Source organism: Pseudomonas canadensis (assembly GCF_000503215.1).
In the GTDB taxonomy this organism is placed as follows: Bacteria; Pseudomonadota; Gammaproteobacteria; order Pseudomonadales; family Pseudomonadaceae; genus Aquipseudomonas; species Aquipseudomonas canadensis.
Map to the genome: position 1 here is coordinate 180,061 of NZ_AYTD01000011.1, position 24,019 is coordinate 204,079.

The window sequence follows — 24,019 nt, forward strand, 5'->3', positions numbered from 1 at the left end:
GTGGTTATGCGCGCACGTCAATTGGGCATCACGTTGGGGCTGGGCACGCCCGGTGAGTGGAACGCCATCACCGATGTGCCAGGTGTCCGGGTCGGGCACAGCACGATCAAGACACTTATCGACGGCAAGCACGTGCGTACTGGCGTCAGCGTGATCCAACCGCGTGCTGGCGAGGCACGCCAGCAACCGTGCTTTGCCGGCTATCACGTGCTCAATGGCAATGGCGACGCCACCGGCCTTGAGTGGATCAGCGAAGCGGGGCTGTTGACCACGCCGCTGGCCATCACCAACACCCACAGCATCGGCATTGTGCGCGACAGCCTGATCGCCCTGGAGCGCGAGCGCCTGGCGGACCCGGCGGTGTACTGGTGCATGCCGGTGGTGATGGAAACCTATGACGGCCTGCTCAATGACATCTGGGGCCAGCATGTCGGCCCCGAGCATGTGCGCGAAGCCGTGGACAACGCCGAAACCGGCCCGGTGCAGGAAGGCGCAGTCGGCGGCGGCACCGGCATGATCTGCCATGAATTCAAAGGCGGCATCGGCACGGCCTCGCGGCGCCTGCCGGCGGAACAGGGTGGCTGGACTGTCGGCGTGCTGGTGCAGGCCAACCATGGCAAGCGCCAGGAACTGCGGGTGGATGGCTACCCGGTGGGGCGCCAGTTGATGGAAATTTCTTCGCCCTTTGCCGAGCAAGGCACGCCGGGCATGGGCTCGATCGTGGTAATCCTGGCCACCGACGCGCCGCTGTTGCCGCACCAATGCCAGCGCCTGGCGCAGCGCGCGTCCATCGGTATCGCCCGCACTGGCGGCGGCACCGAAGATTCCAGCGGTGACCTGTTCCTGGCCTTTGCCACCGGTAACCAGGATCTGCCGCCAGCGGATTATGGGCGCAAGGGCCTGCCGTTCAGCAGCCCCTTGCAGATGGTCAACAACGACCATATTTCGCCGCTGTTCAGCGCGGCGGCTGAGGCGGTGGAAGAGGCGATCATCAACGCGATCCTGGCTGGGGAGAGCATGCTCACCGATCAAGGTGTCCTGGTGCCCGGACTGGAAGGTGAAACGCTATTGGCGGTATTGCACAAGACGGGCTGGAGTGTGTCCCGGTAATAGGGGGCACGCCAAGTTATTAATACAAGTAGTGGCTGTTTAATGTTGCCAATGACACCCTGCCAATATATTGGATCCATTAACTAACGGCGCCGCTCAATTTGAGCGGCGTTAGTGCTATTTAATATTTAAATAATCGCGCTGCTTTTTTCAGGGCGAAAGCCAATACCGGCCAACAAACACGGCGCTGAACTTGTTTCAGTTGTTTGCTTGCCCGGTTTTAGTGCGGGAAAAGATGTAGACGAAAGATTTCAAGTTGTGTCAGTTTTCTTACGCCTTCAAAAGAGGCGAGTGATAGGACGATCTCGCCCGCGAGGTTCCTATCGAACAAAGACTGATGCACTTGCAAACAAGGAAGTACGTTTATGTCAAAAGTAAAAGACAAAGCTATCGTGTCGGCGGCGCAAGCCAGCACCGCTTACTCGCAAATCGATAGCTTCAGCCATCTGTACGACCGTGGCGGCAACCTCACGGTCAACGGTAAACCCTCGTTTTCCGTGGACCAGGCGGCTGACCACCTGTTGCGTGAAAATGCGGCCTATCGCGACGTGGATGGCAACGGCAAGATCGATCTGACTTACACCTTTCTCACCTCGGCGTCCTCGGCAACCATGAACAAACATGGCATCACCGGGTTCAGCCAGTTCAACACCCAGCAGAAAGCACAGGCCGTATTGGCCATGCAATCCTGGGCGGATGTGGCCAATGTGACCTTCACCGAGAAAGCCTCGGGCGGTGACTTCCACATGACCTTCGGCAACTACAGCGGAGGCCAGGACGGCGCGGCCGCGTTTGCTTACCTGCCGGGCACCAACGACAAGTATCACCAAAGTGGCCTGGACGGCACCTCATGGTACCTGACCAACAGCAGCTACACGCCAAACAAGACGCCGGACCTGAACAACTACGGCCGGCAGACCCTGACCCACGAAATCGGGCATACCCTGGGGCTGGACCACCCTGGCGACTACAACGCCGGGACCGGCAACCCTTCCTACAAAGACGCGGACTATGGACAGGACACGCGTGGCTACAGCGTCATGAGTTACTGGAGCGAGAGCAACACCAACCAGAACTTCAGCAAGGGCGGCGTCGAAGCTTACGCGTCCGGCCCGCTGATCGACGACATCGCAGCGATCCAGAAGCTCTACGGCGCCAACTACAACACCCGCGCCGGCGACACCACCTACGGCTTCAACTCCAACACCGGGCGTGATTTCCTCAGCGCCACCTCGAACGCCGACAAGCTGGTGTTCTCGGTGTGGGACGGTGGTGGCAATGACACCTTGGACTTCTCCGGTTTTACCCAGAACCAGAAGATCAACCTCAATGAAACGTCGTTCTCCGACGTTGGCGGCCTGGTGGGCAACGTGTCCATCGCCAAGGGCGTGACCGTCGAGAACGCTTTCGGCGGCGCCGGCAATGACTTGATCATTGGCAACAACGCGGCCAACGTGATCAAGGGTGGGGCCGGCAACGACCTCATCTACGGTGGCGGCGGTGCGGACCAACTGTGGGGCGGCGCGGGCAACGACACCTTTGTGTTTGGTGCCAGTTCCGATTCCAAGCCAGGCGCTGCGGACAAGATCTTTGACTTCACCTCCGGTTCGGACAAGATCGACCTGTCGGGCATTACCAAGGGTGCAGGCCTGACCTTCGTCAATGCCTTCACCGGGCATGCCGGCGATGCTGTACTCAGCTATGCCGCAGGCACCAAACTGGGCACCTTGGCAGTAGACTTCTCCGGGCACGGCGTGGCGGACTTCCTCGTCACCACCGTCGGCCAGGCAGCCGTCAGCGACATCGTGGCGTAATGCACGGGCGCGGCGTTTCGGCGCCGCGCTTTACCGATGGAGCGTGAAGATGCAGCGTTTTTTCACAGTGATCACCCGCGTGTTGCAGGTGATGTTCGTGTCGGCAGGAGCCCACGTCATGGCGAGCAGTCTTGTATTACCCACCACCGCCCAGTTGGCCGGGCATTGGCAGTTGCACCAAAAGGATAAGGTGTGCGCACTTGACCTGCTGGAGCAGGCGAATGCCTTGGACGGCGACCTCGCTTGTGTCGCGCAATGGCTCGGTGAGAAACCCCTGACCTGGACACCCACACCGGATGGTATCTGGCTGATGAACGCCGAAGGCAGCGGGATAACCCATCTCAATCGAGAGCAGGCGGACGAGTATAAAGGCCGCACGCCTACGGGCCTGGAAGTTGTATTGCAACGCACACCTTAGTTGTCGTTATAACTATATAACTGAATTTATTAGTTGACCGCTCCGTTGTTTGGGGTTGGGGAAACTATTGCGCGAAATTTGTTTCAGGGAAGATCAGAAACCATGGCGAAGTCCCATGCCGTCGCGCCCTTATTCAAGGCGCTGGATGAATACAAAAGCATGTTGATCAGTGTTGGCTGTTTCACAGCATTGATTAACCTGCTGATGCTGGTGCCGTCGATTTACATGCTGCAAGTGTATGACCGCGTGCTGTCCTCCCAGAATGAAACCACCCTGGTGATGTTGACGTTGATGGTGGTGGGCTTCTTTGCGTTTATTGGCACGCTTGAGGTCATTCGCAGTTTTATCGTGATCCGCATCGGCAGCCAGTTGGAGCGGCGTTTCAACTTGCGCGTGTACAAGGCCGCGTTCGAGCGCAACCTGCAACGCGGGCAGGGGCATGCTGGGCAGGCGTTGGGCGACTTGACTCATATCCGCCAATTCATCACGGGGCCAGCGTTGTTCGCGTTTTTCGACGCGCCGTGGTTTCCCATTTATCTATTTGTGATCTTCCTGTTCAACGTGTGGCTCGGTGTGCTGGCCACCGCGGGCGCGGTGCTGTTGATCGCCCTCGCATGCCTGAATGAATACCTGACCAAAAAGCCGTTGGGCGAGGCCAGTGGTTATTCCCAGCAGTCCACGCAACTGGCGACCAGCCACTTGCACAATGCCGAGACGATCCAGGCCATGGGCATGCTTGGTGCGCTGCGCCAGCGCTGGTTTGCGGTGCACTCGCAGTTTCTAGGCTTGCAAAACCAGGCCAGTGATACCGGCTCCGTGGTGACTTCCCTGAGCAAATCCCTGCGGTTGTGCCTGCAATCCTTGGTGCTGGGCCTGGGGGCCTTGTTAGTGATCAAGGGGGACATGACCGCCGGGATGATGATCGCCGGTTCCATTCTGATGGGCCGGGTGCTCAGCCCCATCGACCAGTTGATTGCGGTGTGGAAGCAATGGAGTTCGGCCAAGCTGGCCTACCAGCGGCTGGATGATCTGTTGCGCGAATTTCCGCCGGAAGTCGAGCAGATGAAGCTGCCGCCGCCCAAAGGCCAGGTCAGCTTTGAACAGGTCAGTGCAGGCCCGCCTGGGCGGCGGATGGCGACCTTGCATCAAGTTAGTTTCAACCTGGGCGCGGGTGAAGTGCTCGGTGTGCTCGGCGCCTCGGGCTCCGGTAAATCCACCCTGGCCCGTGTGCTGGTGGGCGTCTGGCCGACGCTGGCCGGAACGGTGCGCCTGGATGGCGCGGACATTCATCGCTGGGAACGCGACGACCTCGGCCCGCACATTGGCTATCTGCCCCAGGACATCGAGCTGTTCAGCGGCAGCATTGCCGACAATATTGCGCGCTTTCGCGAAGCCGACCCCGAGCAGGTGGTGCAGGCGGCGCAGCAGGCTGGCGTGCATGAACTGATCCTGCGCTTGCCCCAGGGCTACGACACGGTGCTGGGTGACAACGGCGGCGGCCTGTCCGGCGGCCAGAAACAACGGGTGGCGTTGGCCCGCGCCCTGTACGGCGGGCCGCGCCTGATCGTGCTGGATGAGCCCAATTCCAATCTCGACACCGTCGGCGAAGCTGCGCTGGCCAGTGCCATCGTGCAGATGAAAGCCCAGGGCAGCAGTGTGGTGCTGGTCACCCATCGTTCGTCAGCGCTGGCCCAGGCCGACAAGTTGCTGGTGCTCAGCGAAGGGCATTTGCAGGCGTTCGGGCCGAGCCAGGAAGTGCTGCGGGCGTTGTCCGGACAGCAAGAGCCGCCCAAGGAGAGACCGGGCGTGAGTTTCAGTCGTCAGTACCAGGCCGGAAGGAATCCAGGCGCATGAGCAACATCACTGTTGAACCACGCTTTAAAGAACACGACGCTAATTTCTTCGCACGCATGGGCTGGTTGCTGACGGTGGTCGGGGCTGGCGGCTTTTTCCTGTGGGCCAGCCTCGCGCCATTGGACCAGGGTATTCCGGTGCAAGGCACGGTGGTGGTGTCGGGCAAGCGTAAGGCGGTGCAAACCCTCAGCCCCGGCGTGGTCAGCCGGATTCTGGTGAAGGAGGGCGAGTGGGTGAAGCAAGGCCAGCCGCTGTTTCGTCTCGACCAGACTCAGCACCAGGCCGACGTGCAGTCCCTGCAAGCCCAGTACCGCATGGCCTGGGCCAGTGTGGCGCGCTGGCAGAGTGAACGTGACAATCAGTCCAGCATCACCTTTCCCACCGAACTCAGCGCCAATCCCGACCCGGCCCTGGCGTTGGTGCTGGAAGGTCAGCGCCAACTGTTCAGCAGCCGTCGCGAAGCCTTTGCCCGTGAACAGGCCGGTATCCGCGCCAATATCGACGGCGCCACCGCGCAGTTGGGCGGCATGCGCCGCGCCCGCAGCGATTTGACCGCCCAGGCGCAGTCCCTGCGTGATCAACTGAGCAATCTGCAACCCTTGGCCGACAACGGCTACATCCCGCGCAACCGGCTGATGGACTACCAACGGCAGTTGTCCCAAGTGCAACAGGATCTGGCGCAAAACACCGGCGAAAGTGGCCGGGTAGAGCAGGGCATCCTCGAGTCACGGCTGAAACTGCAACAGCACAGTGAGGAATACCAGAAGGAAGTACGCAGTCAGTTGGCCGACGCACAACTGCGCAGCCTGACTCTGGAACAACAACTCACCTCGGCCGGGTTCGACCTGCAACACAGCGAAATCAACGCCCCGGCGGATGGCATCGCGGTCAATCTCAGCGTGCATACCGAGGGCGCCGTGGTCCGCGCGGGTGAAACCCTGCTGGAGATCGTGCCCCAAGACACGCGCCTGGAAGTGGAAGGGCGTTTGCCGGTGCATTTGGTCGACAAGGTCGGCACGCACCTGCCGGTCGACATTCTGTTCACCGCCTTCAACCAAAGCCGCACACCGCGTGTGCCGGGGGAGGTCAGCCTGCTTTCCGCCGACCAGATGCTCGATGAAAAAACCGGCGCGGCCTACTACGTGCTGCGCACTACGGTGAGCGAAGCGGCGTTGGAAAAACTCCACGGGCTGGTGATCAAGCCGGGCATGCCCGCCGAGATGTTCGTGCGCACCGGCGAGCGCTCGCTGCTCAATTACCTGTTCAAGCCGCTGCTCGACCGCGCCGGCTCCGCGTTGACCGAGGAATAGACATGAAGCACGTGTTTATCGCCTTGCTGTTGACCAGCGCGAGTGCCCAGGCCGCCATGGGGCCGTTCGATGTGTACGAGCAGGCTTTGCGTAACGATCCGGTGTTCCTCGGTGCCATCAAGGAGCGCGACGCCGGCCTGGAAAACCGCGCCATCGGCCGCGCCGGTCTGCTGCCCAGGCTGTCGTACAACTACAACAAGGGGCGCAACAATTCCGAGGCCCACTTGCCCGATGGGCGCGGCGGTAGCTATCGCGACGACCGCAACTACAACAGTTATGGCTCCACCTTCAGCTTGCAACAGCCGCTGTTCGACTACGAGGCCTACGCCAACTACCGCAAAGGCGTGGCCCAGGCGCTGTTTGCCGATGAAAGCTTTCGCGACAAGAGCCAGGCACTGCTGGTGCGGGTGCTGACGTATTACACCCAGGCATTGTTCGCCCAGGACCAGATCGACATCGCCCGCGCAAAGAAGAAGGCGTTCGAGCAGCAATTCCAGCAGAACCAGCATCTGTTTCAGCAAGGCGAGGGCACACGCACGGATATTCTGGAAGCCGAATCCCGCTACGAATTGGCCACCGCCGAAGAGATTCAGGCCTTGGATGAACAGGACGCGTCCCTGCGGGAGCTGGGCGCATTGATTGGCGTGCAGAGCGTCAACATCCACGACTTGGCCCCGCTGAACCAGGGCTTTGCCGCTTTCACCCTGACCCCGGCCAACTATGACACCTGGCACGAACTGGCGATCAGCAACAACCCCACGCTGGCCTCGCAGCGCCAGGCCCTGGAAGTGGCGCGTTATGAAGTGGAGCGCAACCGCGCCGGGCATTTGCCCAAGGTCACGGCCTATGCCAGCTCGCGTCAGCAGGAATCCGACAGCGGCAACACCTACAACCAGCGCTACGACACCAACACCATCGGCGTTGAAGTCAGCGTGCCGCTGTATGCCGGTGGCGGCATCTCGGCCTCCACCCGCCAGGCCAGTCGTGCCATGGAGCAGGCCGAGTACGAACTGGAAGGCAAAACCCGCGAAACCCTGATCGAGCTGCGCCGGCAGTTCAGTGCCTGTTTGTCGGGGGTGAGCAAGCTGCGTGCGTACCAGAAGGCGCTGGTGTCGGCCGAGGCGTTGGTGGTGTCGACCCAGCAAAGCATCCTCGGTGGCGAGCGGGTCAACCTCGATGCACTCAACGCCGAGCAGCAGCTTTACAGCACCCGCCGCGACCTGGCGCAAGCGCGCTATGACTACCTGATGGCCTGGACCAAGTTGCATTACTACGCCGGCAACCTGCGGGACACCGACCTGGCGAAGGTCGATGAGGCGTTCGGCCCCCTGAAGTAAGCCTCCATAACAACAATAAGGATGGTTTCGATGATCACCGATTCACCCCGTTTCAAACCGTTTACCGCCGGTTCCTTGCTGCTGTTGTCCGTTGCGGCGCAGGCGGCCTATACCGAGACCGGTCAACCGGGGAACGCCGCCAGTTGGCGCTCCACCGAGTTCCAGAGTGACTGGGGGCTTGGGCGCATGAAGGCCGATGAAGCCTACGCCGCCGGCATCACCGGCAGCGGGGTAAAGATCGGTGCGCTGGACTCAGGCTTCGATCCCAATCACCCGGAAGCTTCCAAAGACCGCTATCACGCGGTCACCGCCAGCGGCAGTTACGTGGACGGCGTTCCCTTCAATACCACGGGTGCGCTTAACCCCAACAACGACTCTCACGGCACCCATGTCACCGGTACCATGGGCGCCGCCCGCGATGGCGTGGGCATGCACGGCGTGGCGTACAACGCGCAACTCTACGTGGGCAATACCAACGCCAACGACAGCTTCCTGTTTGGCCCGACACCCGACCCCAAATACTTCAAGGCGGTGTACAGCGCCTTGGTGGACTCCGGTGTGCGGGCGATCAACAACAGCTGGGGCAGCCAGCCCAAGGACGTCAGTTACCGGACCCTTGCCGACCTGCACGCGGCCTACGCCCAGCACTACAACCAGGGCACCTGGCTGGATGCGGCGGCGGACGTGGCCAAGGCCGGTGTGATCAATGTCTTCAGCGCCGGCAACAGTGGTTACGCGAATGCCAGCGTGCGTTCGGCGTTGCCGTATTTCCAGCCGGAACTGGAAGGGCACTGGCTGGCGGTGTCGGGGCTGGACAAGGCCAACAATCAGAAATACAACCAGTGCGGCATTGCCAAATACTGGTGCATTTCCACCCCCGGTGCGTTGATCAACAGCACCATTCCCGACGGCGGCTACGGCGTGAAATCCGGCACCTCGATGTCGGCGCCCCATGCTACCGGTGCGTTGGCACTGGTGATGGAACGCTACCCCTATATGACCAACGAGCAGGCGTTGCAGGTGTTGTTGACCACCGCAACGCAGCTCGATGGTTCCATCACCCAGGCGCCCACCACCAGCGTAGGCTGGGGTGTACCGGACCTGGGGCGGGCGATGCACGGCCCGGGGCAGTTACTCGGACCGATGAACGTCAGCCTCGCGGCCGGGCAGGGCGATGTCTGGAGTAACGGCATCTCCGACCAGGCCTTGCTGCAGCGCCAGGCCGAAGACACTGCCGAGCACGGCGCCTGGCAGCAGACCCTGATCGACAAGGGCTGGCAAAACGGCGTGGGCGCCGGCGCCAGCCAGCAGGACCAGACGGACTACGCCATCGGCACGGCACGCGATCAGGCGGCCGCGACGCGGATCTATGAAGGCAGCCTGATCAAGTCCGGCGCAGGTGCGCTGGTACTCAGTGGCGCCAGCACCTATCGCGGGGCGACCATTGTCAACGGCGGGCTGCTGGCGGTGAACGGGTCGCTGACGTCTGCGGTGACCGTCAACAGCAACGGCACCCTGGGCGGCTCCGGTCGGATTGCCGCGCTGTCGGTCAACCAAGGCGGCCGTGTGGCTCCCGGCAATTCCGTAGGCACCTTGCAGGTGGCGGGCGACGTGAACCTGGGGGCAGGTTCGACGTATGCGGTGGAACTTACGCCCACCAGCAGCGACCGTATCGTCGCCGGCGGCAAGGCGATCCTGGGCGGCGGCAACGTCACCCTGGCGTTGGAAAACAGCCCGACCCTGCTCAGCGGCGCACAGGCACAAAGCCTTATCGGTCGCCAGTACAGCATCCTCCAGGCGGCTGGCGGCATCCAGGGTCAGTTTGGCCAGGTGTTGCCCGACTATCTATTCCTTGGCGGCACCCTCGCTTATGCCACCGACAGCGTGCAGTTGGACGTGGTCCGCAATGACGCCACCTTCGCCAGCGTCGCGGCGACGCGCAACCAACGCAACGTAGCCGCGGCCGCAGAGCAATTGGGCGCGGGCAACCCGGTGTACGAAAGCCTGCTGCAGTCGGAGTCCATTGCGGTTGCGCAACAAGGCTTGCAGCAGTTGTCCGGTGAAGTCTACCCGGCGATCGGCGCCATGCTCATCAACGACAGCCTGCAACTGCGCGACGCGGTGGGCGAGCGTTTGCGCCAGGTGCCGGTCGCCGCTGACAGCAACCTGTGGCTCAAGGCACTCGGCGCCTGGGGCAAGACCGACAGCCGCAGTGAGACGGCGGGTTCCACCACCTCCCTCGGTGGTCTGTTGGGCGGCGTCGATGGCGCGCTGGACGAGCAAACGCGTGTGGGCCTGGTCGCCGGTTACAGCGACAGCTCATTGAATATGGGCAGCGGCACGCATTCCTCGGCATCCATCGACAGTTATCACTTCGGTGCGTACGCCGGGCGCGAGCTGGGCGATTGGCGCGTCAGTGCCGGTGGCGCCTACAGCTGGCATCGCGGTGACGTGAAGCGCGACCTGCAATACGGCGCTGTCAGTGGCAAACAAAAATCCAAGCTGGAGGCGCGCACGGCGCAACTGTTCACCGAGGCGGCCTACCGGATCAACCTGCAATCTTTGGCACTGGAGCCCTTCGCCAACCTGGCCTATGTGCACCTGGACAGTGATGGGTTCCATGAAAAAGGCGATGCCGCGGCCCTGGAACGTGGCAGCGATCAGCGGGACGCCGTGCTCAGCACGCTTGGCGTGCGTGCCCTGAAAACCGTTGCCCTCAATGACCACCAGCAGCTGCAGCTCTCCGGTTCGCTGGGGTGGCAGCACAGCCTCACCGCCGTTGAATCCGAAGAGCACTTGGCGTTTGTCGCAGGCGGGCCGTCATTTGCCGTGCGCAGTTCGCCGTTGCTGCGCGATGCCGCGCTGGTCGGTGTGCAGGCCAGCCTGGCGCTGAGCCCGGCCACACGGGTCAACCTTGATTACAGCGGCCAATGGGGTGGCCGGGAGAAAACCCAAGGGGTGGGGCTGAGCCTCAACTGGCAGTTCTGAAGCGATTTACACATGTGCAATAAGAAAACTAAGGAAGGTCACCGTGAAAACACGCAAGTCAGGGTTAACTACCGCCATCCACACCGCCTTGGGCTACCCGCCCAAGGCCAGCCGCAGCGCGCCATACGGTGCGTTGCTGTGTTGCCTGGCAAGCCTGGGAACCGCCCAGGCCGCACCCTATGTGGAAACCGGCAAACTGGGCGATGCCGCCAGTTGGCGCAGCAATGAGTTCAAGGCCGACTGGGGCCTGGGCGCCGTGCATGCCGATACCGCGTACGCCGCCGGGTACACCGGCAAGGGCGTCAAGCTGGGGATCTTCGACCAACCGGTGTACGCCCAGCACCCGGAGTTCGCCAGCCCTGGCAAGGTGGTGACGATTGTCACCGAGGGCATCCGTCAGTACACCGACCCGTACATCCCGGTGAAGGCCGGCGATGCGTTTCGTTACGACGGCACGCCTTCGCTCGGTTCGAACGGCAAGCTGGGCAACCATGGCACCCATGTCGGCGGGATTGCAGCGGGTAACCGCGATGGCGGACCGATGCACGGCGTGGCCTTCGATGCACAAATCATCAGCGCCGAGAACGGTGACCCGGGCCCGGAAGACGGCATCATCCTCGGCAACGATGGCGCGGTGTACAAGGCCGGCTGGGACGCATTGGTCGCCAGCGGCGCGCGGATCATCAACAACAGCTGGGGCATCGGCATTGGTGAGCAGTATGCGAAGGGCGGGCGCGACCCAGCGTTTCCAAATTTCACGGTCAACGAAGCACAGGCACAATTCAACAACATCCGGCCGATCCTCGGAACCATTGCCGGTGGCGCCTACCAGGGCGCGATCGATGCGGCCCGCAGCGGCGTGCTGACGATCTTCGCCGCTGGCAACGACTACAATCGCAACAATCCGGACGCGATTTCCGGGCTGGCGTACTTTGTGCCAGAGATTGCGCCCAACTGGCTCTCCGTCGCGGCGTTGCAGCAGAACCCGGACACCACGAGCGCCGATCCGTATGTGATCAGTACGTTCTCCTCACGTTGCGGCTATGCGGCGAGTTTCTGCGTGTCGGCGCCCGGCACCAAGATCTACAGTTCTGTCATCAATGGCACCAGCCTGGACAACCTCACCACCGACTATGCCAACTTCAACGGCACGTCCATGGCCGCGCCCCACGTGGCCGGCAGTGCGGCCGTGCTGATGCAGCGTTTTCCGTACATGAGCGGCGACCAGATCTCGACACTGCTCAAGACCACCGCTACGGACCTCGGCGCGCCGGGCATCGACTCGTTGTACGGCTGGGGCATGATCAACCTGGGCAAGGCGATCAACGGCCCGGGAATGTTTGTCACGGCCGAAGACATTCCGGCCGAGTTCCGCATTGACGGCGCTTATGGCAGCGGACAGTTTGTCGCGGATTTACCGGGCGTGGGCGCGGTGGTCGATGCCGGCAAGCCGACTCAGCGAATCTGCAACGATGTGCATTGCGGGCTGGACTTGTGGAGCAATGACATCTCCGGGCACGGCGGCCTGACCAAACAGGGCATTGGCACGCTGGTACTCACCGGCGCCAACACCTACAGCGGCCCGACCTTGGTCAATCAAGGCTTGCTGGCCATCAATGGCTCGCTTACTTCGCAGGTGACCGTCAGCCAGAGCGGGGTAGTCGGGGGTTCCGGCCGCATCGGTTCGTTGCTGGCGAAAAACGGCGGCACCGTGGCGCCGGGCAACTCCATCGGCACTTTGAACGTCGCAGGGGATGTGACGTTTGAGGCCGGGTCGACCTATGCCGTGGAGCTGTCGCCTACCAGCAGCGACCGCATTGTGGCGGGAGGCACTGCCACCTTGAACGGGGGCACGGTGACCCTCGCGCTGGAAAACAGCCCGACGCTGCTCAGTGGCGCACAGGCGCAAAGCCTGATCGGGCGCCAGTACAACATCCTGCAAGCCGCGGGTGGCATTACCGGCAGCTTTGGTGCGGTGCTGCCCAACTACCTGTTCCTCGGCGGCAACCTGAACTACGCGGCCAACGGCGTGCAACTGGACGTGGCACGTAACGCCAACAGTTTTGCCAGCGTGGGCGCCACCGACAACCAGCGCGCCGTGGCCGCTGCCGCCGAGCAATTGGGCGCCGGCAACGCGGTGTATGAAAGCCTGCTGTTGGCGCCTAATGCGGCGTCGGCACAAGGTGCTTTCCAACAACTGTCGGGAGAAATCTACCCGGCCCTGGAAACCGCTTTGGTGAATGACAGCCGCTATGTGCGCGAAGCCGTGGGCGAACGCCTGCGCAATGGCGAGATGGGGGCATCCAGCGAGACGCTCGACAGTCGTGGCAACGTGTGGGTCAAGGCCCTGGGCGCTTGGGGCAAGACCGACAGCCGCAGCGATACAGCCGGCTACACCACGTCCATCGGCGGCATGCTCGCCGGGGTGGACGGTGCACTGGACGAGTCCACGCGCATCGGCCTGGTCGCCGGTTACAGCGACACGTCACTGAACATGGGTAGCGGCACGCATTCCCGTGCTTCGGTCGACAGCTACCACTTCGGCGCCTATGCCGGGCATGAGATCGGCGCCTGGCGCCTGAGCGGTGGCGCCACTTACAGTTGGCACCGCGCAGACGTGAAACGCGACCTGCAATACGGCAATGTCTCCGGCAAACAGAAAGCCAAGGTTGATGCACGCAGCACCCAGGTATTCACCGAAGCGGCCTACCGCATCAACCTGCAACCGTTGGCCCTGGAACCGTTCGCCAACCTGGCCTACGTGCACCTGGACAGCGATGGCTTTACCGAAAAAGGCGACGCTGCGGCGCTGAAAAGTCGCGACGACACACGCGACCAGGTGTCGAGCACGCTGGGTCTGCGTGCCTTGAAAACCTTCAATGTGAATGACCACCAGCAGTTGGAGGTATCCGGCACCCTGGGCTGGCAGCACACCCTCAGCAGCACCGATGCCGAGCAACACTTGGCATTTGCCTCGGGCGGCCCGTCGTTTACGGTGGAAAGTGCGCCGATGGTGCGTGACGCGGCGCTGGTTGGCGCACGGGTCAGCCTTGCGCTGAGCAAGGATGCGCGGGTCAACTTTGACTACAACGGCCTGCTGGCCAGCAAAGAAAAAGTCCATGGCGTGGGCTTGAGCCTGGATTGGGCGTTCTGATGGTTTAGCGACCTTTGCGGGTGTCGGCGCCACCGGTGCCCGCAGGTTTGGCTTTCTCTACAACTCCAACAAAAGAGAGGCACTACCAATGGGTATCTTTGACTATAAAAACCTCGGCACCGAGGGCTCCAAAGCGTTGTTCGCCGATGCCATGGCGATCACGTTGTATTCCTACCACAACCTGGATAACGGCTTTGCCGTGGGTTACCAGCACAACGGCCTGGGGTTGGGCTTGCCGGCGACGCTGGTCGGCGCGTTGCTGGGCAGCACAGACTCCCAGGGCGTGATCCCCGGCATTCCATGGAACCCGGATTCGGAAAAAGCCGCGCTGGACGCGGTACAAAACGCCGGTTGGACGCCGATCAGTGCGAGCACCTTGGGTTACGGTGGCAAAGTCGATGCGCGAGGCACCTTCTTTGGCGAAAAGGCGGGCTACACCACGGCCCAGGTCGAGGTGCTGGGCAAGTACGATGACGCCGGCAAGTTGCTGGAAATCGGCATTGGTTTTCGCGGCACCTCGGGGCCTCGGGAAACCTTGATCAGCGATTCCATCGGTGACCTGGTCAGCGACCTGCTGGCAGCGCTCGGCCCCAAGGACTACGCGAAAAATTACACCGGGGAAGCCTTCGGTGTTTTGCTCAAAAATGTGGCCGACTACGCCAGTGCCCATGGCTTGAGCGGCAAGGATGTGGTGGTCAGCGGCCACAGTCTGGGCGGGCTGGCGGTCAATAGCATGGCCGATCTCAGCAACAACAAATGGTCGGGGTTCTACACGGACGCCAATTATGTGGCCTATGCCTCGCCGACCCAGAGCGCCGGCGACAAGGTGCTGAACATTGGCTACGAGAATGACCCGGTGTTCCGTGCGCTGGAGGGTTCGTCCTTCAACCTGTCGTCCCTGGGCGTGCACGACAAACCCCATGAGTCGACCACCGACAATATCGTCAGCTTCAACGACCACTACGCCTCGACGCTGTGGAATGTGCTGCCGTTTTCCATTGTCAATCTTCCGACCTGGGTTTCGCACCTGCCCACCGTTTACGGCGATGGCATGACGCGGGTGCTTGAGTCAGGCTTCTACGAGCAGATGACCCGCGACTCCACCGTGATCGTCGCCAACCTGTCCGACCCGGCGCGGGCCAACACCTGGGTGCAGGATCTCAACCGCAATGCCGAGCCGCACAAGGGCAACACCTTCATCATCGGCAGCGACGGCAATGACCTGATCCAGGGCGGTAAGGGCGCGGATTTTATCGAGGGCGGCAAGGGCAATGACACGATCCGCGATAACAGCGGGCACAACACCTTTCTGTTCAGCGGGCATTTTGGCCAGGACCGGGTGATTGGCTATCAATCGACGGACAAGCTGGTGTTCAAGGATGTGCAGGGGAGTGTGGACTACCGTGAGCACGGTGGGGATACGGTGATCAGTGTTGGCGGGGATTCGGTGACGCTGGTGGGCGTGAGTGGCTGGTCGGGGGAGGGGATGGTTATCGCGTAAGGGAGGCGTGTGGGGGCCTGGCCCCCACACCATTATTCATTAGTCTTCCTTGCGCACGGTGGCCACGTCAGCCGCCTTGACCCGTACATGCTTGCCAGCAATATCAGTGAATTCGTAGAAGCCATCGGCAGTCTTGGTTTTTGGGGTGTCCTTGGTCAAATACTGTGTGCCATTTTGCAGCGTCACTACGGTTTGCGTCGCGCAACCGGCCAATACCAGAAAAGTGAGTGCAACCAGTGGCAGACCCAAATTCTTCATGTTCATAACCCTTACCTTAACCTTGAAAAGTCCCATGCCAGAGGCGTGGGCGACAAATGTTACGCCATCGACTTCACCATCTGATCACTTTTATGCAAAAAGTTGCAGGCGCCATTTATCTATTAGCGATTGCAACCTCGCCTTGGCGACGGCACTCTGTATGCATAACCAGTATTTGATCGCTGTACACCATGGCCAAAACCCTCGAAGACCCGCTCTATTACCTGCATAACTTCCGCCAGGTCCTGCATTGGCTGGGGCAACGCTATGCCGATCTGCTCGATGCAGACGAACAGCATTTCATTCAGCAATTTGACAGGTTGCCGCAGGCGTCCCAGGCGCTTTTGGTGCGCATGGTGATGCGCAAGGGTGTGCACTTTCGGGCGAGCAAACTCAATTACGTGGAGATCGGCTGCACGCACACCGCTGCTGCGCCATTGCTTGCATTGGGCTGGGTCGACAACAAATCCATGCTGGCCTTTGAAACGCTGTTCGGCTTGCTGCAAAAAGGCGAGATATTCGGCGCGTTCAAGCCGTGGATCGACCAGCCCAGGGGCAGGAAGTCCGATTGGTTGGAAGGGCTGGCGGCACAATTCACCGACAGCCGCAGTTTTGCCGGTTGGTGCCCGGACCTTACCGACACGCTCTTGAGCCTTACCGTGATGGAATTGTGTGATCGCCTGCGCCTGATGTTCTTCGGCAACCTGCATCAGGATTGGTCGGAATTCGTGCTGGCTGACCTGGGCATCTACACCTACGAAAAAGTCGAGTTCTGCGCAGAGTCCCGTGGCCTGCGCAGCCGGGATGATGTGCATGGCTTTCTGTTCCTGCACCAGTGCCAGCAGGCCTTTGAAACCGGTGAAGCGCTGGAGGCGGTGCTGGCCCGGGTCGCAACCCTGAGTACCGACAACCCCTGGCTGGAAAAACGCCGGGCCAAGTTGTTGTTCCAGGTCGGTCAATATTGCGAGCGCATTGCCGAATTGGCGTTGGCGGAACAGATTTACCGCAGCTGTGCCTATCCCGGTGCCCGCTCACGATTGATCCGGGTATTGGAACGTCAAGAGGACTACGGCCAAGCCATGGCCCTGGCGAGCGCCGCCCAACAGGCGCCGGAAAGCGCCGCCGAGCAGCAGCACTTATTGCGTGTCATGCCACGCCTGCGCCGCAAACTGGGTGAACCGGCCTTGCCGAAAGTGAAGCCACGCCCGGTCGTGCGCCTGGACCTTGCCCTTGCGCTACCCGAGCCGCTGATGTCGGTGGAGTATTGCGTGCAGGCTCACCTCAGCGAGCCCGATGGGCCGGTGCACTACGTTGAAAACGGGCTGATCAATTCACTGTTCGGGCTGCTGTGCTGGGACGTGATCTTTACACCGCTGCCGGGTTCATTTTTCCACCCGTTCCAACGCGGTCCCGCAGACCTGCACAGCGAAGACTTCCATCAGCGCCGTGCACCGCTGTTCGCTGCGTGTTTCGAGCAATTACAGGACGAACGCTACAAAACCACCATTCGCCAGCGTTACAGCGACAAGTGGGGGATCCAGTCACCTTTCGTGTTCTGGAACCTGCTCAGCGAAGACCTCTTGGAGCAGGCCCTGGCCTGCCTGCCCGCCGAACACCTGCGCTATTGGTTTGAACGGCTGCTACTGGACATCCGTGCCAACCGCGCCGGTATGCCCGACCTGATCCAGTTCTGGCCGGCGCAAAAAACCTACCGCATGATCGAGGTCAAGGGCCCCGGAGATCGCCTGCAGGACAACCAACTGCGTTGGCTGGAATTCTGTGGCGAATACCAGATGCCGGTGACCGTCTGCTATGTGCGCTGGGCAGAATCCGCTTGAGCTACAGCGTTGCCGTGCGGGCGCTGTGCGAGTTCACGGCCAAGGTCGGTGACCTCGACCTGCGCTTCACACCGTCGCCCAGCGCCCAGGAAGGCATTGCCGGCCACCGCACCGTCGCCTCACGGCGCAGCGCGCACTACCAGAATGAAGTCGCGCTTGAAGGCGAGTACCAGCAGCTCAAGGTGCGGGGCAGGGCGGACGGCTATGACCCGGACGCCAACCGCCTGGAAGAGGTGAAGACCTATCGCGGCGACCTCGACGCCCAGCCCGCCAACCACCGGCAACTGCACTGGGCCCAGGTCAAAGTGTATGGCTGGCTGATGTGCCAGAAGCTCAACCTGTCAGAGATCAACCTGGCGCTGGTGTACTTCGATATCGTCGGTGAAGGCGAGACGGTGCTCGACCAACGCTTTCAAGCCACCGAACTGGAAACCTTCTTCAACCAGCAATGCGCGCTGTTTTTGGGCTGGGCCGAGCAGGAAATGGCGCACCGCGAAGCGCGCAACAGCGCCGCGCAAACCCTGGCGTTTCCCCATGCCGGTTTCCGTCCTGGCCAGCGCTCGCTTGCCGAGTCGGTGTACAAGGCGGTCAGCACCGGCCGTTGTCTGATGGCCCAGGCGCCGACCGGCATCGGCAAAACCATCGGTACGATCTTCCCTTTGCTCAAGGCCTTGGCGCCCCAGCAACTGGACAAACTGTTCTTTCTCACCGCCAAGACCCCCGGCCGTAAGCTCGCCCTGGATGCTGCCCAAGTGCTGCATGCCAGCAGCCCTGGCCTGCCTTTGCGTGTGCTGGAGTTGGTGGCGCGGGACAAAGCCTGCGAGCACCTGGAAAAAGCCTGTCACGGCGATTCCTGCCCGTTGGCCAGGGGCTTCTACGACCGTCTGCCCGCCGCACGCATCGCGGCTTCCAAGGTGCGCCTGCTGGACCAGCGCACTCTGCGCAATGTGGCCCTGGCCCATGACGTTTGCCCGTATTACCTGAGCCAGGAAATGGCGCGTTGGGCCGACCTGGTGGTCGCCGACTACAATTACTTCTTCGATTTCGGCGCCATGCTGTTCGGCCTGGCCCAGCTCAACCAGTGGCGCGCGGCGGTGCTGGTGGACGAGGCGCACAACCTGGTCGATCGGGCCCGCTCGATGTACAGCGCCAGCCTTGACCAGTACCACCTCAAGACCCTGCGCGATACAGCCCCCGAACCCTTGAAGAAACCCTTGCAGCGCCTCAACCGTGAGTGGAACGCGCTGCACAAGGACCAACTTGCGCCGTACCAGGCCTACACCGCTCGCCCCGAGAAACTGTTGCAGGCCTTGAGCCTGTGCGCCAGCACCATGGGCGAGTACTTCAACGATCACCCCGAGTCTCTCAGCGGCGACCTGCAAAGCTTCTATTTCGAGGTGCTGCAATTCGGCAAGGTCGCCGAATTGTTCAACGAACACTTCATTTTCGATATCAGCAAGCGGCAGTTCAGCGGCAAACGCAGCAGCTCGACCCTGTGCCTGCGTAACGTGGTGCCTGCCGAGTTCATCCGCCCACGGCTGACGGCCACCCGCAGCAGCGTGCTGTTTTCCGCGACCCTGAGCCCACGGCATTACTACGCCGACTTGCTGGGTCTGCCCGCTGATACGGCGTGGATCGATGTGGAGTCGCCGTTCAAGGCTGAGCAATTGCAGGTACGCATCGTCGATGCAATCTCCACGCGCTTCGTGCATCGCGAGGCCTCGCTGGAGCCTATCGTCGAGCTGATCGCCCGCCAGTACACCCAGCAGCCTGGCAATTACCTGGCGTTCTTCAGCAGTTTCGATTATCTGCAACAAGTGGCGCAGTTGCTGGCCGAGAAACATCCGGCCATTACGCTGTGGCAACAGTCACGCGGCATGGCTGAGGCCGAGCGCCAGGCCTTTCTCGACCAATTCACCGAACACAGCCAGGGCATCGGGTTTGCCGTGCTCGGCGGTGCATTCGGTGAGGGCATCGACTTGCCCGGCACCCGCTTGATCGGTGCATTCATTGCCACCCTTGGCTTGCCCCAGTTGAACCCGATCAATGAACAGATGAAAGTGCGCATGGGCGCGATCTTCGGTGCGGGCTACGACTACACCTACCTGTACCCTGGTATCCAGAAAGTCGTGCAGGCGGCGGGTCGGGTGATCCGCAGCCAGCAGGACCAGGGTGTGGTGATGTTGATCGATGACCGATTTGGCGAGGCTCGGGTACGTCAATTGTTGCCGCGCTGGTGGGCGGTGGCTTGAGTCATTCCTGTCGTCAATGATGCTGGCGGCTTGAGCAGTCATGGTCCACGCTGGGAAAAACCTGCAAAAGGCCATGCCCATGCGCCAGCTCCTCATCAGCGTCAACGGTATTGAGTTAAGTGTTTATAGTGCGGGGCCCGAACAGGGTGCGCCGATCTGGCTGCTTCACGGTTTCCCGGAATGCTGGCACTCGTGGCGCGAGCAAATTCCCGCGCTTGTGGCGGCGGGTTATCGGGTGTTTGCCCCGCAAATGCGCGGTTACGGGCGCAGCAGTTCACCGGCTGAAATTGCCGACTATGACCTGTTGACGCTGTGTGGCGATATCCAGCAGGCCATGAACCACTTCGGCCATACGCAGGTGGTGATGGTCGGCCATGACTGGGGCGCCGTGGTGGCTTGGCATCTGGCCTTGCTTGAGCCTGAGCGTGTCACACGCCTGATCACGATGTCCGTGCCTTTCGCTGGGCGCGCCCGTCGACCGGTGATCGAAATCATGCGCGAGCTGTACGCTGACCGCTTCAACTACATCCTGTATTTCCAGGTGCCGGGCGTTGCCGAGCAGGAGTTGGATGCGGATATCGAGCGCACATTGCGCCTGTTCATGCAGGATCAGGACGTGTTTCTGCAACAGAAGCCGGCGACCGCGACCTTGCTCGAAGGTGTTTCAGCGCCCGGAGCATTGCCGCTGTGGTGCTCCCAGGAGGACCTGGACGTTTATGTGGAAACCTTCGCCGAGCACGGTTTTCGTGGCCCACTGAACTGGTATCGCAACTTCGAACGCAACTGGCAACGCACCGAGTCCCTCGCTGGGCAGAAAGTGCTGCAGCCCACACTGTTCCTGATCGGCGACCGCGACCCGGTCGGGGTCTTCGAAGCCCACACAATCAAACGCATGCCGGATTCAGTGCCGCAGCTTGAGCAGTATGTGTTGGCGAACTGTGGTCACTGGATCCAGAACGAACAAGCCCAACAGGTCAATGCCCGGATGCTCGGCTTTCTAAGGAAAAGGTAAAGGTTGCTCCTCGACCCGGTTGATCCACCAGGCGAATGCTGCGCCCATGCAATTGCAGGATGCGGTGCACGATGCGCAGGCCCAGGCCGCCGTCACGACGGGCGCCGCCGATGGTAAAGGCGCGCAGGAACAAGCCTTCGCGCAGCTCGGCGTCGATGCCTGGGCCGCTGTCGCTGACCGTGACGGCGACGGCCTGGGTTTCAGGCGCGAGCGTCACCTCGATTTCGCCGTTCAGCGGTGTATGGCGCAGGGCGTTATCCAGCAGGTTGGTCAGTACGCGTTCAATCAGGCCCAAGTCCGCCAGCACCGTTGGCACCTGCGGCGGCAACGTCGCGGTGAGGGTGATGCCGCGTGCTTCGGCGGTCAGTTCGAATTTTTGAAAGATGTCCTGCACCAAGTCCGGTAATGAAAACCCTTCGATCACCGGCTGGACAAAGCCATGCTCCAAGCGCGCCAGCTCCAGCAATGACTGGGCCAGACCGCCAACCTTGCGGCTCTGGTCCAGGGCAATGCCGAGGTAACGGCGGCGTTCTTCGGGGCTGAGGCTGGCATCCTTGAGCGACAGGGTTTCCAGATAGCCATGCAGCGAGGCCAATGGCGTGCGCAGGTCGTGGGAGATATTGGCGACCATTTCGCGGCGTTCCTGGTCCTGATGGGTGATGGCGCGCCACTGTTCGCCCAGACGGTTTTCCATTTGCACGAAGGCGTGATCGAGCACGGCAATTTCATCGCCGCTGGTGAGTTCCGGCACAACGGGTTCAGCCGCTTTGGGTGCACCATTGATGTCGAATTGGCCGACTTTATTGGTCAACTGGCGCAGCGGTCGGGTGATCCAGGCGAACGCAATCAGCCCGGCCAGCAAGCAGAGCAGGGCGACCAGGCCTATGGACCACAGCGCGATCTTCAATGCCATGCCGGTGGCATCCTTGGCGTCATACACGTCATGAGCCTCACCGAGCAGCACGACATAGAGGAAGCCGGTCTGCTGGCCGCCAGCCATGAGAGGTGCGGCGCTGAACACCTTGCGGCCATCGAGGCTGCGCGGGTCATCACCGAGGATCGGCAGCATGAATCCGGCCAGGAAGCGCCGCACGGGCGCGAGGTCGACTCGATCGCGCAGCAGATGACCACTGGGCGCGGCGTTACCGACCACGCGGCCATCGATGTCGAGCAGGTAAACCTCGACACTCGGGTTGACCAGCATCAACTGACTGAACAGGTTGCGCACCGCGTCGGGCTTGAGGCCATCGGCGTCCATCAACTGCGTGTCGCGGGCAATGTGCGCCGCCAGGTCGCGGGACAGGCCTTGCACCACCTCCAGTTCATGCATGCGGTTGGAGCGCACCTGCCACCAGGCCGAGGTGCCGCTGCAAATCAGCAGCAATACGGCGAACACCACCGACAGGCGTTGGGTCAGGGTCAGCTTCATGGTGGGCTCTCGGCAAACTTGTAGCCACGGCCCCACACCGTAAGGATGCGCGCCGGGTTGGCCGGGTCGGTTTCGACCTTGGCGCGCAGGCGGTTGATGTGGGTGTTCACCGTGTGTTCATAACCTTCGTGGCTGTAGCCCCACACCGCATTGAGCAGGTCCATGCGTGAGAACACCTTGCCCGGTTGACGGGCGAAGAAGTACAGAAGGTCGAATTCCCGTGGCGTGAGGTCCAGGCGCTGGCCTTGCAGGGTAGCGTCACGGGTCAGCGGGTTGATGAACAATTGGCCGAGATCAAGGCTGCCGGCGTCCATCTTCAGGTTGCGCGCCATGGCGTCGACCCGGCGTAACAGCGCCTTTACGCGAGCAACCAGTTCCGGCATGGAAAAGGGTTTGGCGAGGTAGTCATCTGCGCCCAACTCCAGGCCGAGGATGCGGTGCAATTCGCTGGAGCGCGCGCTGGTGATGATGATGGGGGTGTAGCGCGTCATGGCGCGGGCGCGGCGGCAGATCTCTAGGCCGTCGACGCCGGGCAGCATCAAGTCGAGGATCAGCGCATCCCAACCGCCTTGCTCCAACAGGCGCAGACCTTCGGTGCCGTCGGCGCTGTGGACGACGTGGAACTGTTCGTCACGCAGGTGCAGGCAGATCAGGTCGGCGATATGGGCATCGTCCTCGACCACCAGCACACGTTTTGGCTGATCCATGTAAGAGAAACCTTCGCTTGTAGTCCGCGCATTGTGCGGGTTTCGCAACAGTGTAGTTATCACGAATTGTTTAACTCTGCGTGAGGATTCCGCGACCGGCCAGGGCTCAGGATGAAGTCATTGATTTGGCGAAGCGCATGTTGTGGTGAGCGAACTCGCTCGCGCTGGGCTGCGCAGCGGCCCCTAAAAAAAGCGCGAGCGCTGCGCACTCCAGCGCGGGGCAAGCCCGCTCACCACAGGTTCATCGCTAGTCATCAGGCCAATGTGTTTAGGAGAACTCTATGTACTCACGCCGACAATTACTCCTGTACACCAGTCGCGGTGGCGGTCACCTAGGGCACGTGTTCGATGACGGCCCGCCACCCACCGGCCTGCGCTACTGCATGAACGGCGCCGCCATGACATTTACGGCGACTTAAGCCGATGTCTTTCTCCTATAAGGTTCCCTGCCATGTGGCTGCTGGTTCTCGCGTACCTGGGCGGCGTGCTGACAATCGTCAGCCCGTGCATCCTGCCTGTTCTGCCTTTTGTCTTCGCTCGCACCGGGCAGCCGTTTTTGCGCAGTGGCTTGCCGCTGTTAGCGGGGATGGCGGTGACATTCGCTCTGGTGGCAACGCTCGCAGCGGTGGGCGGCGGCTGGGTGGTGCAAGTCAATCAATACGGTCGCTGGCTCGCGTTGCTGTGCGTTGCGCTGTTCGGCTTAACGCTATTGTTGCCGCAGCTGTCGGAACGTCTGACGCGTCCATTGGTGGCCGCCGGCAGTCGTTTGTCGCAAGCCGCCGGGGCCGATGCCAGGCCGGGTCCGGGCGCATCGTTGCTGATCGGCGTCGCCACCGGGTTGCTGTGGGCACCGTGCGCCGGGCGGATCCTGGGGCTAGTGCTTACCGGCGCCGCGTTGCAGGGCGCCAGCATCGGCACTACCTTGCTCTTGCTGGCTTACGCCGCCGGGGCTGCCACCTCCCTCGGCGCAGGTGAATGGCTGCGCCGGGGCCTGGGCGCGTTGATGCTGGCCGGGGGCGCAATCCTCACCATCGAAT

15 protein-coding genes and 2 pseudogenes are annotated in these 24,019 nt (G+C 61.7%); 14 read left to right on the forward strand and 3 right to left on the reverse strand.

Annotated elements, in window-relative coordinates; all coding sequences use genetic code 11:
- The first annotated feature begins 6 nt into the window (after positions 1-6).
- From U367_RS0105875 to U367_RS0105915, 9 genes are all read left to right on the forward strand, one after another.
- Positions 7-1,110, forward strand: a complete 1,104-nt coding sequence (locus tag U367_RS0105875) for a DmpA family aminopeptidase (protein ID WP_028616099.1) — start codon at positions 7-9, stop codon at positions 1,108-1,110.
- A gap of 365 nt (positions 1,111-1,475) precedes the next feature.
- Positions 1,476-2,924 (forward strand): serralysin family metalloprotease, encoded by a 1,449-nt coding sequence (locus tag U367_RS0105880; RefSeq protein ID WP_028616100.1) that lies wholly within the window; start codon positions 1,476-1,478, stop codon positions 2,922-2,924.
- A 49-nt stretch (positions 2,925-2,973) separates the two neighbouring features.
- Positions 2,974-3,342: an AprI/Inh family metalloprotease inhibitor gene (locus U367_RS0105885; protein WP_028616101.1), complete on the forward strand. Its 369-nt coding sequence runs from the start codon at positions 2,974-2,976 to the stop codon at positions 3,340-3,342.
- 102 nt (positions 3,343-3,444) lie between these two features.
- The gene (locus tag U367_RS0105890) at positions 3,445-5,196 is read left to right on the forward strand and encodes a type I secretion system permease/ATPase (RefSeq protein WP_028616102.1); all 1,752 of its coding nucleotides are present in this window, start codon (positions 3,445-3,447) and stop codon (positions 5,194-5,196) included.
- Positions 5,193-6,506, forward strand: coding sequence for an HlyD family type I secretion periplasmic adaptor subunit (locus U367_RS0105895; protein ID WP_028616103.1), 1,314 nt, complete (start codon positions 5,193-5,195; stop codon positions 6,504-6,506). Before U367_RS0105890 ends, U367_RS0105895 begins: the two co-directional genes overlap by 4 nt.
- Before the next feature lie 2 nt (positions 6,507-6,508).
- The gene (locus tag U367_RS0105900; protein ID WP_028616104.1) at positions 6,509-7,843 is read left to right on the forward strand and encodes a TolC family outer membrane protein; all 1,335 of its coding nucleotides are present in this window, start codon (positions 6,509-6,511) and stop codon (positions 7,841-7,843) included.
- A 30-nt stretch (positions 7,844-7,873) separates the two neighbouring features.
- Positions 7,874-10,831 (forward strand): autotransporter serine peptidase EprS, encoded by a 2,958-nt coding sequence (gene eprS, locus U367_RS0105905; protein ID WP_028616105.1) that lies wholly within the window; start codon positions 7,874-7,876, stop codon positions 10,829-10,831.
- Between the two features lie 43 nt (positions 10,832-10,874).
- Positions 10,875-13,985, forward strand: a complete 3,111-nt coding sequence (locus U367_RS0105910) for an autotransporter serine protease (RefSeq protein WP_028616106.1) — start codon at positions 10,875-10,877, stop codon at positions 13,983-13,985.
- Between the two features lie 88 nt (positions 13,986-14,073).
- Entirely contained in the window at positions 14,074-15,486 is a 1,413-nt protein-coding gene (locus tag U367_RS0105915) for a polyurethane esterase (RefSeq protein ID WP_028616107.1), read from the forward strand.
- 39 nt (positions 15,487-15,525) lie between these two features.
- Here the strand turns inward: U367_RS0105915 and U367_RS0105920 are convergent, their stop codons facing one another.
- A complete protein-coding gene (locus U367_RS0105920) occupies positions 15,526-15,750 on the reverse strand; it encodes a YgdI/YgdR family lipoprotein (RefSeq protein WP_028616108.1) in 225 nt (74 codons plus the stop codon).
- A gap of 185 nt (positions 15,751-15,935) precedes the next feature.
- Here U367_RS0105920 and U367_RS0105925 point away from each other — a divergent pair, with 185 nt between their 5' ends.
- The 3 genes from U367_RS0105925 to U367_RS0105935 all read left to right on the forward strand — a co-directional run bounded on the left by U367_RS0105925 (position 15,936) and on the right by U367_RS0105935 (position 20,846).
- Positions 15,936-17,582 (forward strand): VRR-NUC domain-containing protein, encoded by a 1,647-nt coding sequence (locus U367_RS0105925; protein WP_028616109.1) that lies wholly within the window; start codon positions 15,936-15,938, stop codon positions 17,580-17,582.
- Positions 17,579-19,834 carry an ATP-dependent DNA helicase gene (locus tag U367_RS0105930; protein WP_028616110.1) on the forward strand — a complete coding sequence of 752 codons (2,256 nt, stop codon included), beginning with the start codon at positions 17,579-17,581 and terminating at the stop codon, positions 19,832-19,834. Before U367_RS0105925 ends, U367_RS0105930 begins: the two co-directional genes overlap by 4 nt.
- Positions 19,835-19,913: 79 nt before the next feature.
- Positions 19,914-20,846: an alpha/beta fold hydrolase gene (locus tag U367_RS0105935; protein WP_028616111.1), complete on the forward strand. Its 933-nt coding sequence runs from the start codon at positions 19,914-19,916 to the stop codon at positions 20,844-20,846.
- On the opposite strand, the gene U367_RS0105940 is transcribed toward U367_RS0105935, so the two are convergent.
- Both U367_RS0105940 and U367_RS0105945 read right to left on the reverse strand, forming a co-directional pair.
- Complete coding sequence (locus tag U367_RS0105940) at positions 20,809-22,275, reverse strand: sensor histidine kinase (protein WP_028616112.1); 1,467 nt, start codon at positions 22,273-22,275, stop codon at positions 20,809-20,811. The two genes, U367_RS0105935 and U367_RS0105940, sit on opposite strands and share 38 nt — an antisense overlap.
- Positions 22,272-22,982 carry a response regulator transcription factor gene (locus U367_RS0105945; RefSeq protein WP_028616113.1) on the reverse strand — a complete coding sequence of 237 codons (711 nt, stop codon included), beginning with the start codon at positions 22,980-22,982 and terminating at the stop codon, positions 22,272-22,274. The genes U367_RS0105940 and U367_RS0105945 overlap by 4 nt, the downstream gene beginning before the upstream one ends.
- Positions 22,983-23,299: 317 nt before the next feature.
- Between U367_RS0105945 and U367_RS1000000130705 the strand changes: the two are divergent.
- Positions 23,300-23,401 (forward strand): annotated as a pseudogene (locus U367_RS1000000130705) (peptide-methionine (R)-S-oxide reductase); the annotation flags it as partial.
- Positions 23,402-23,433: 32 nt separating this feature from the next.
- Positions 23,434-24,015, forward strand: a pseudogene (locus tag U367_RS0105950) (cytochrome c biogenesis CcdA family protein); the annotation flags it as partial.
- Between the last annotated feature and the right edge of the window lie 4 nt (positions 24,016-24,019).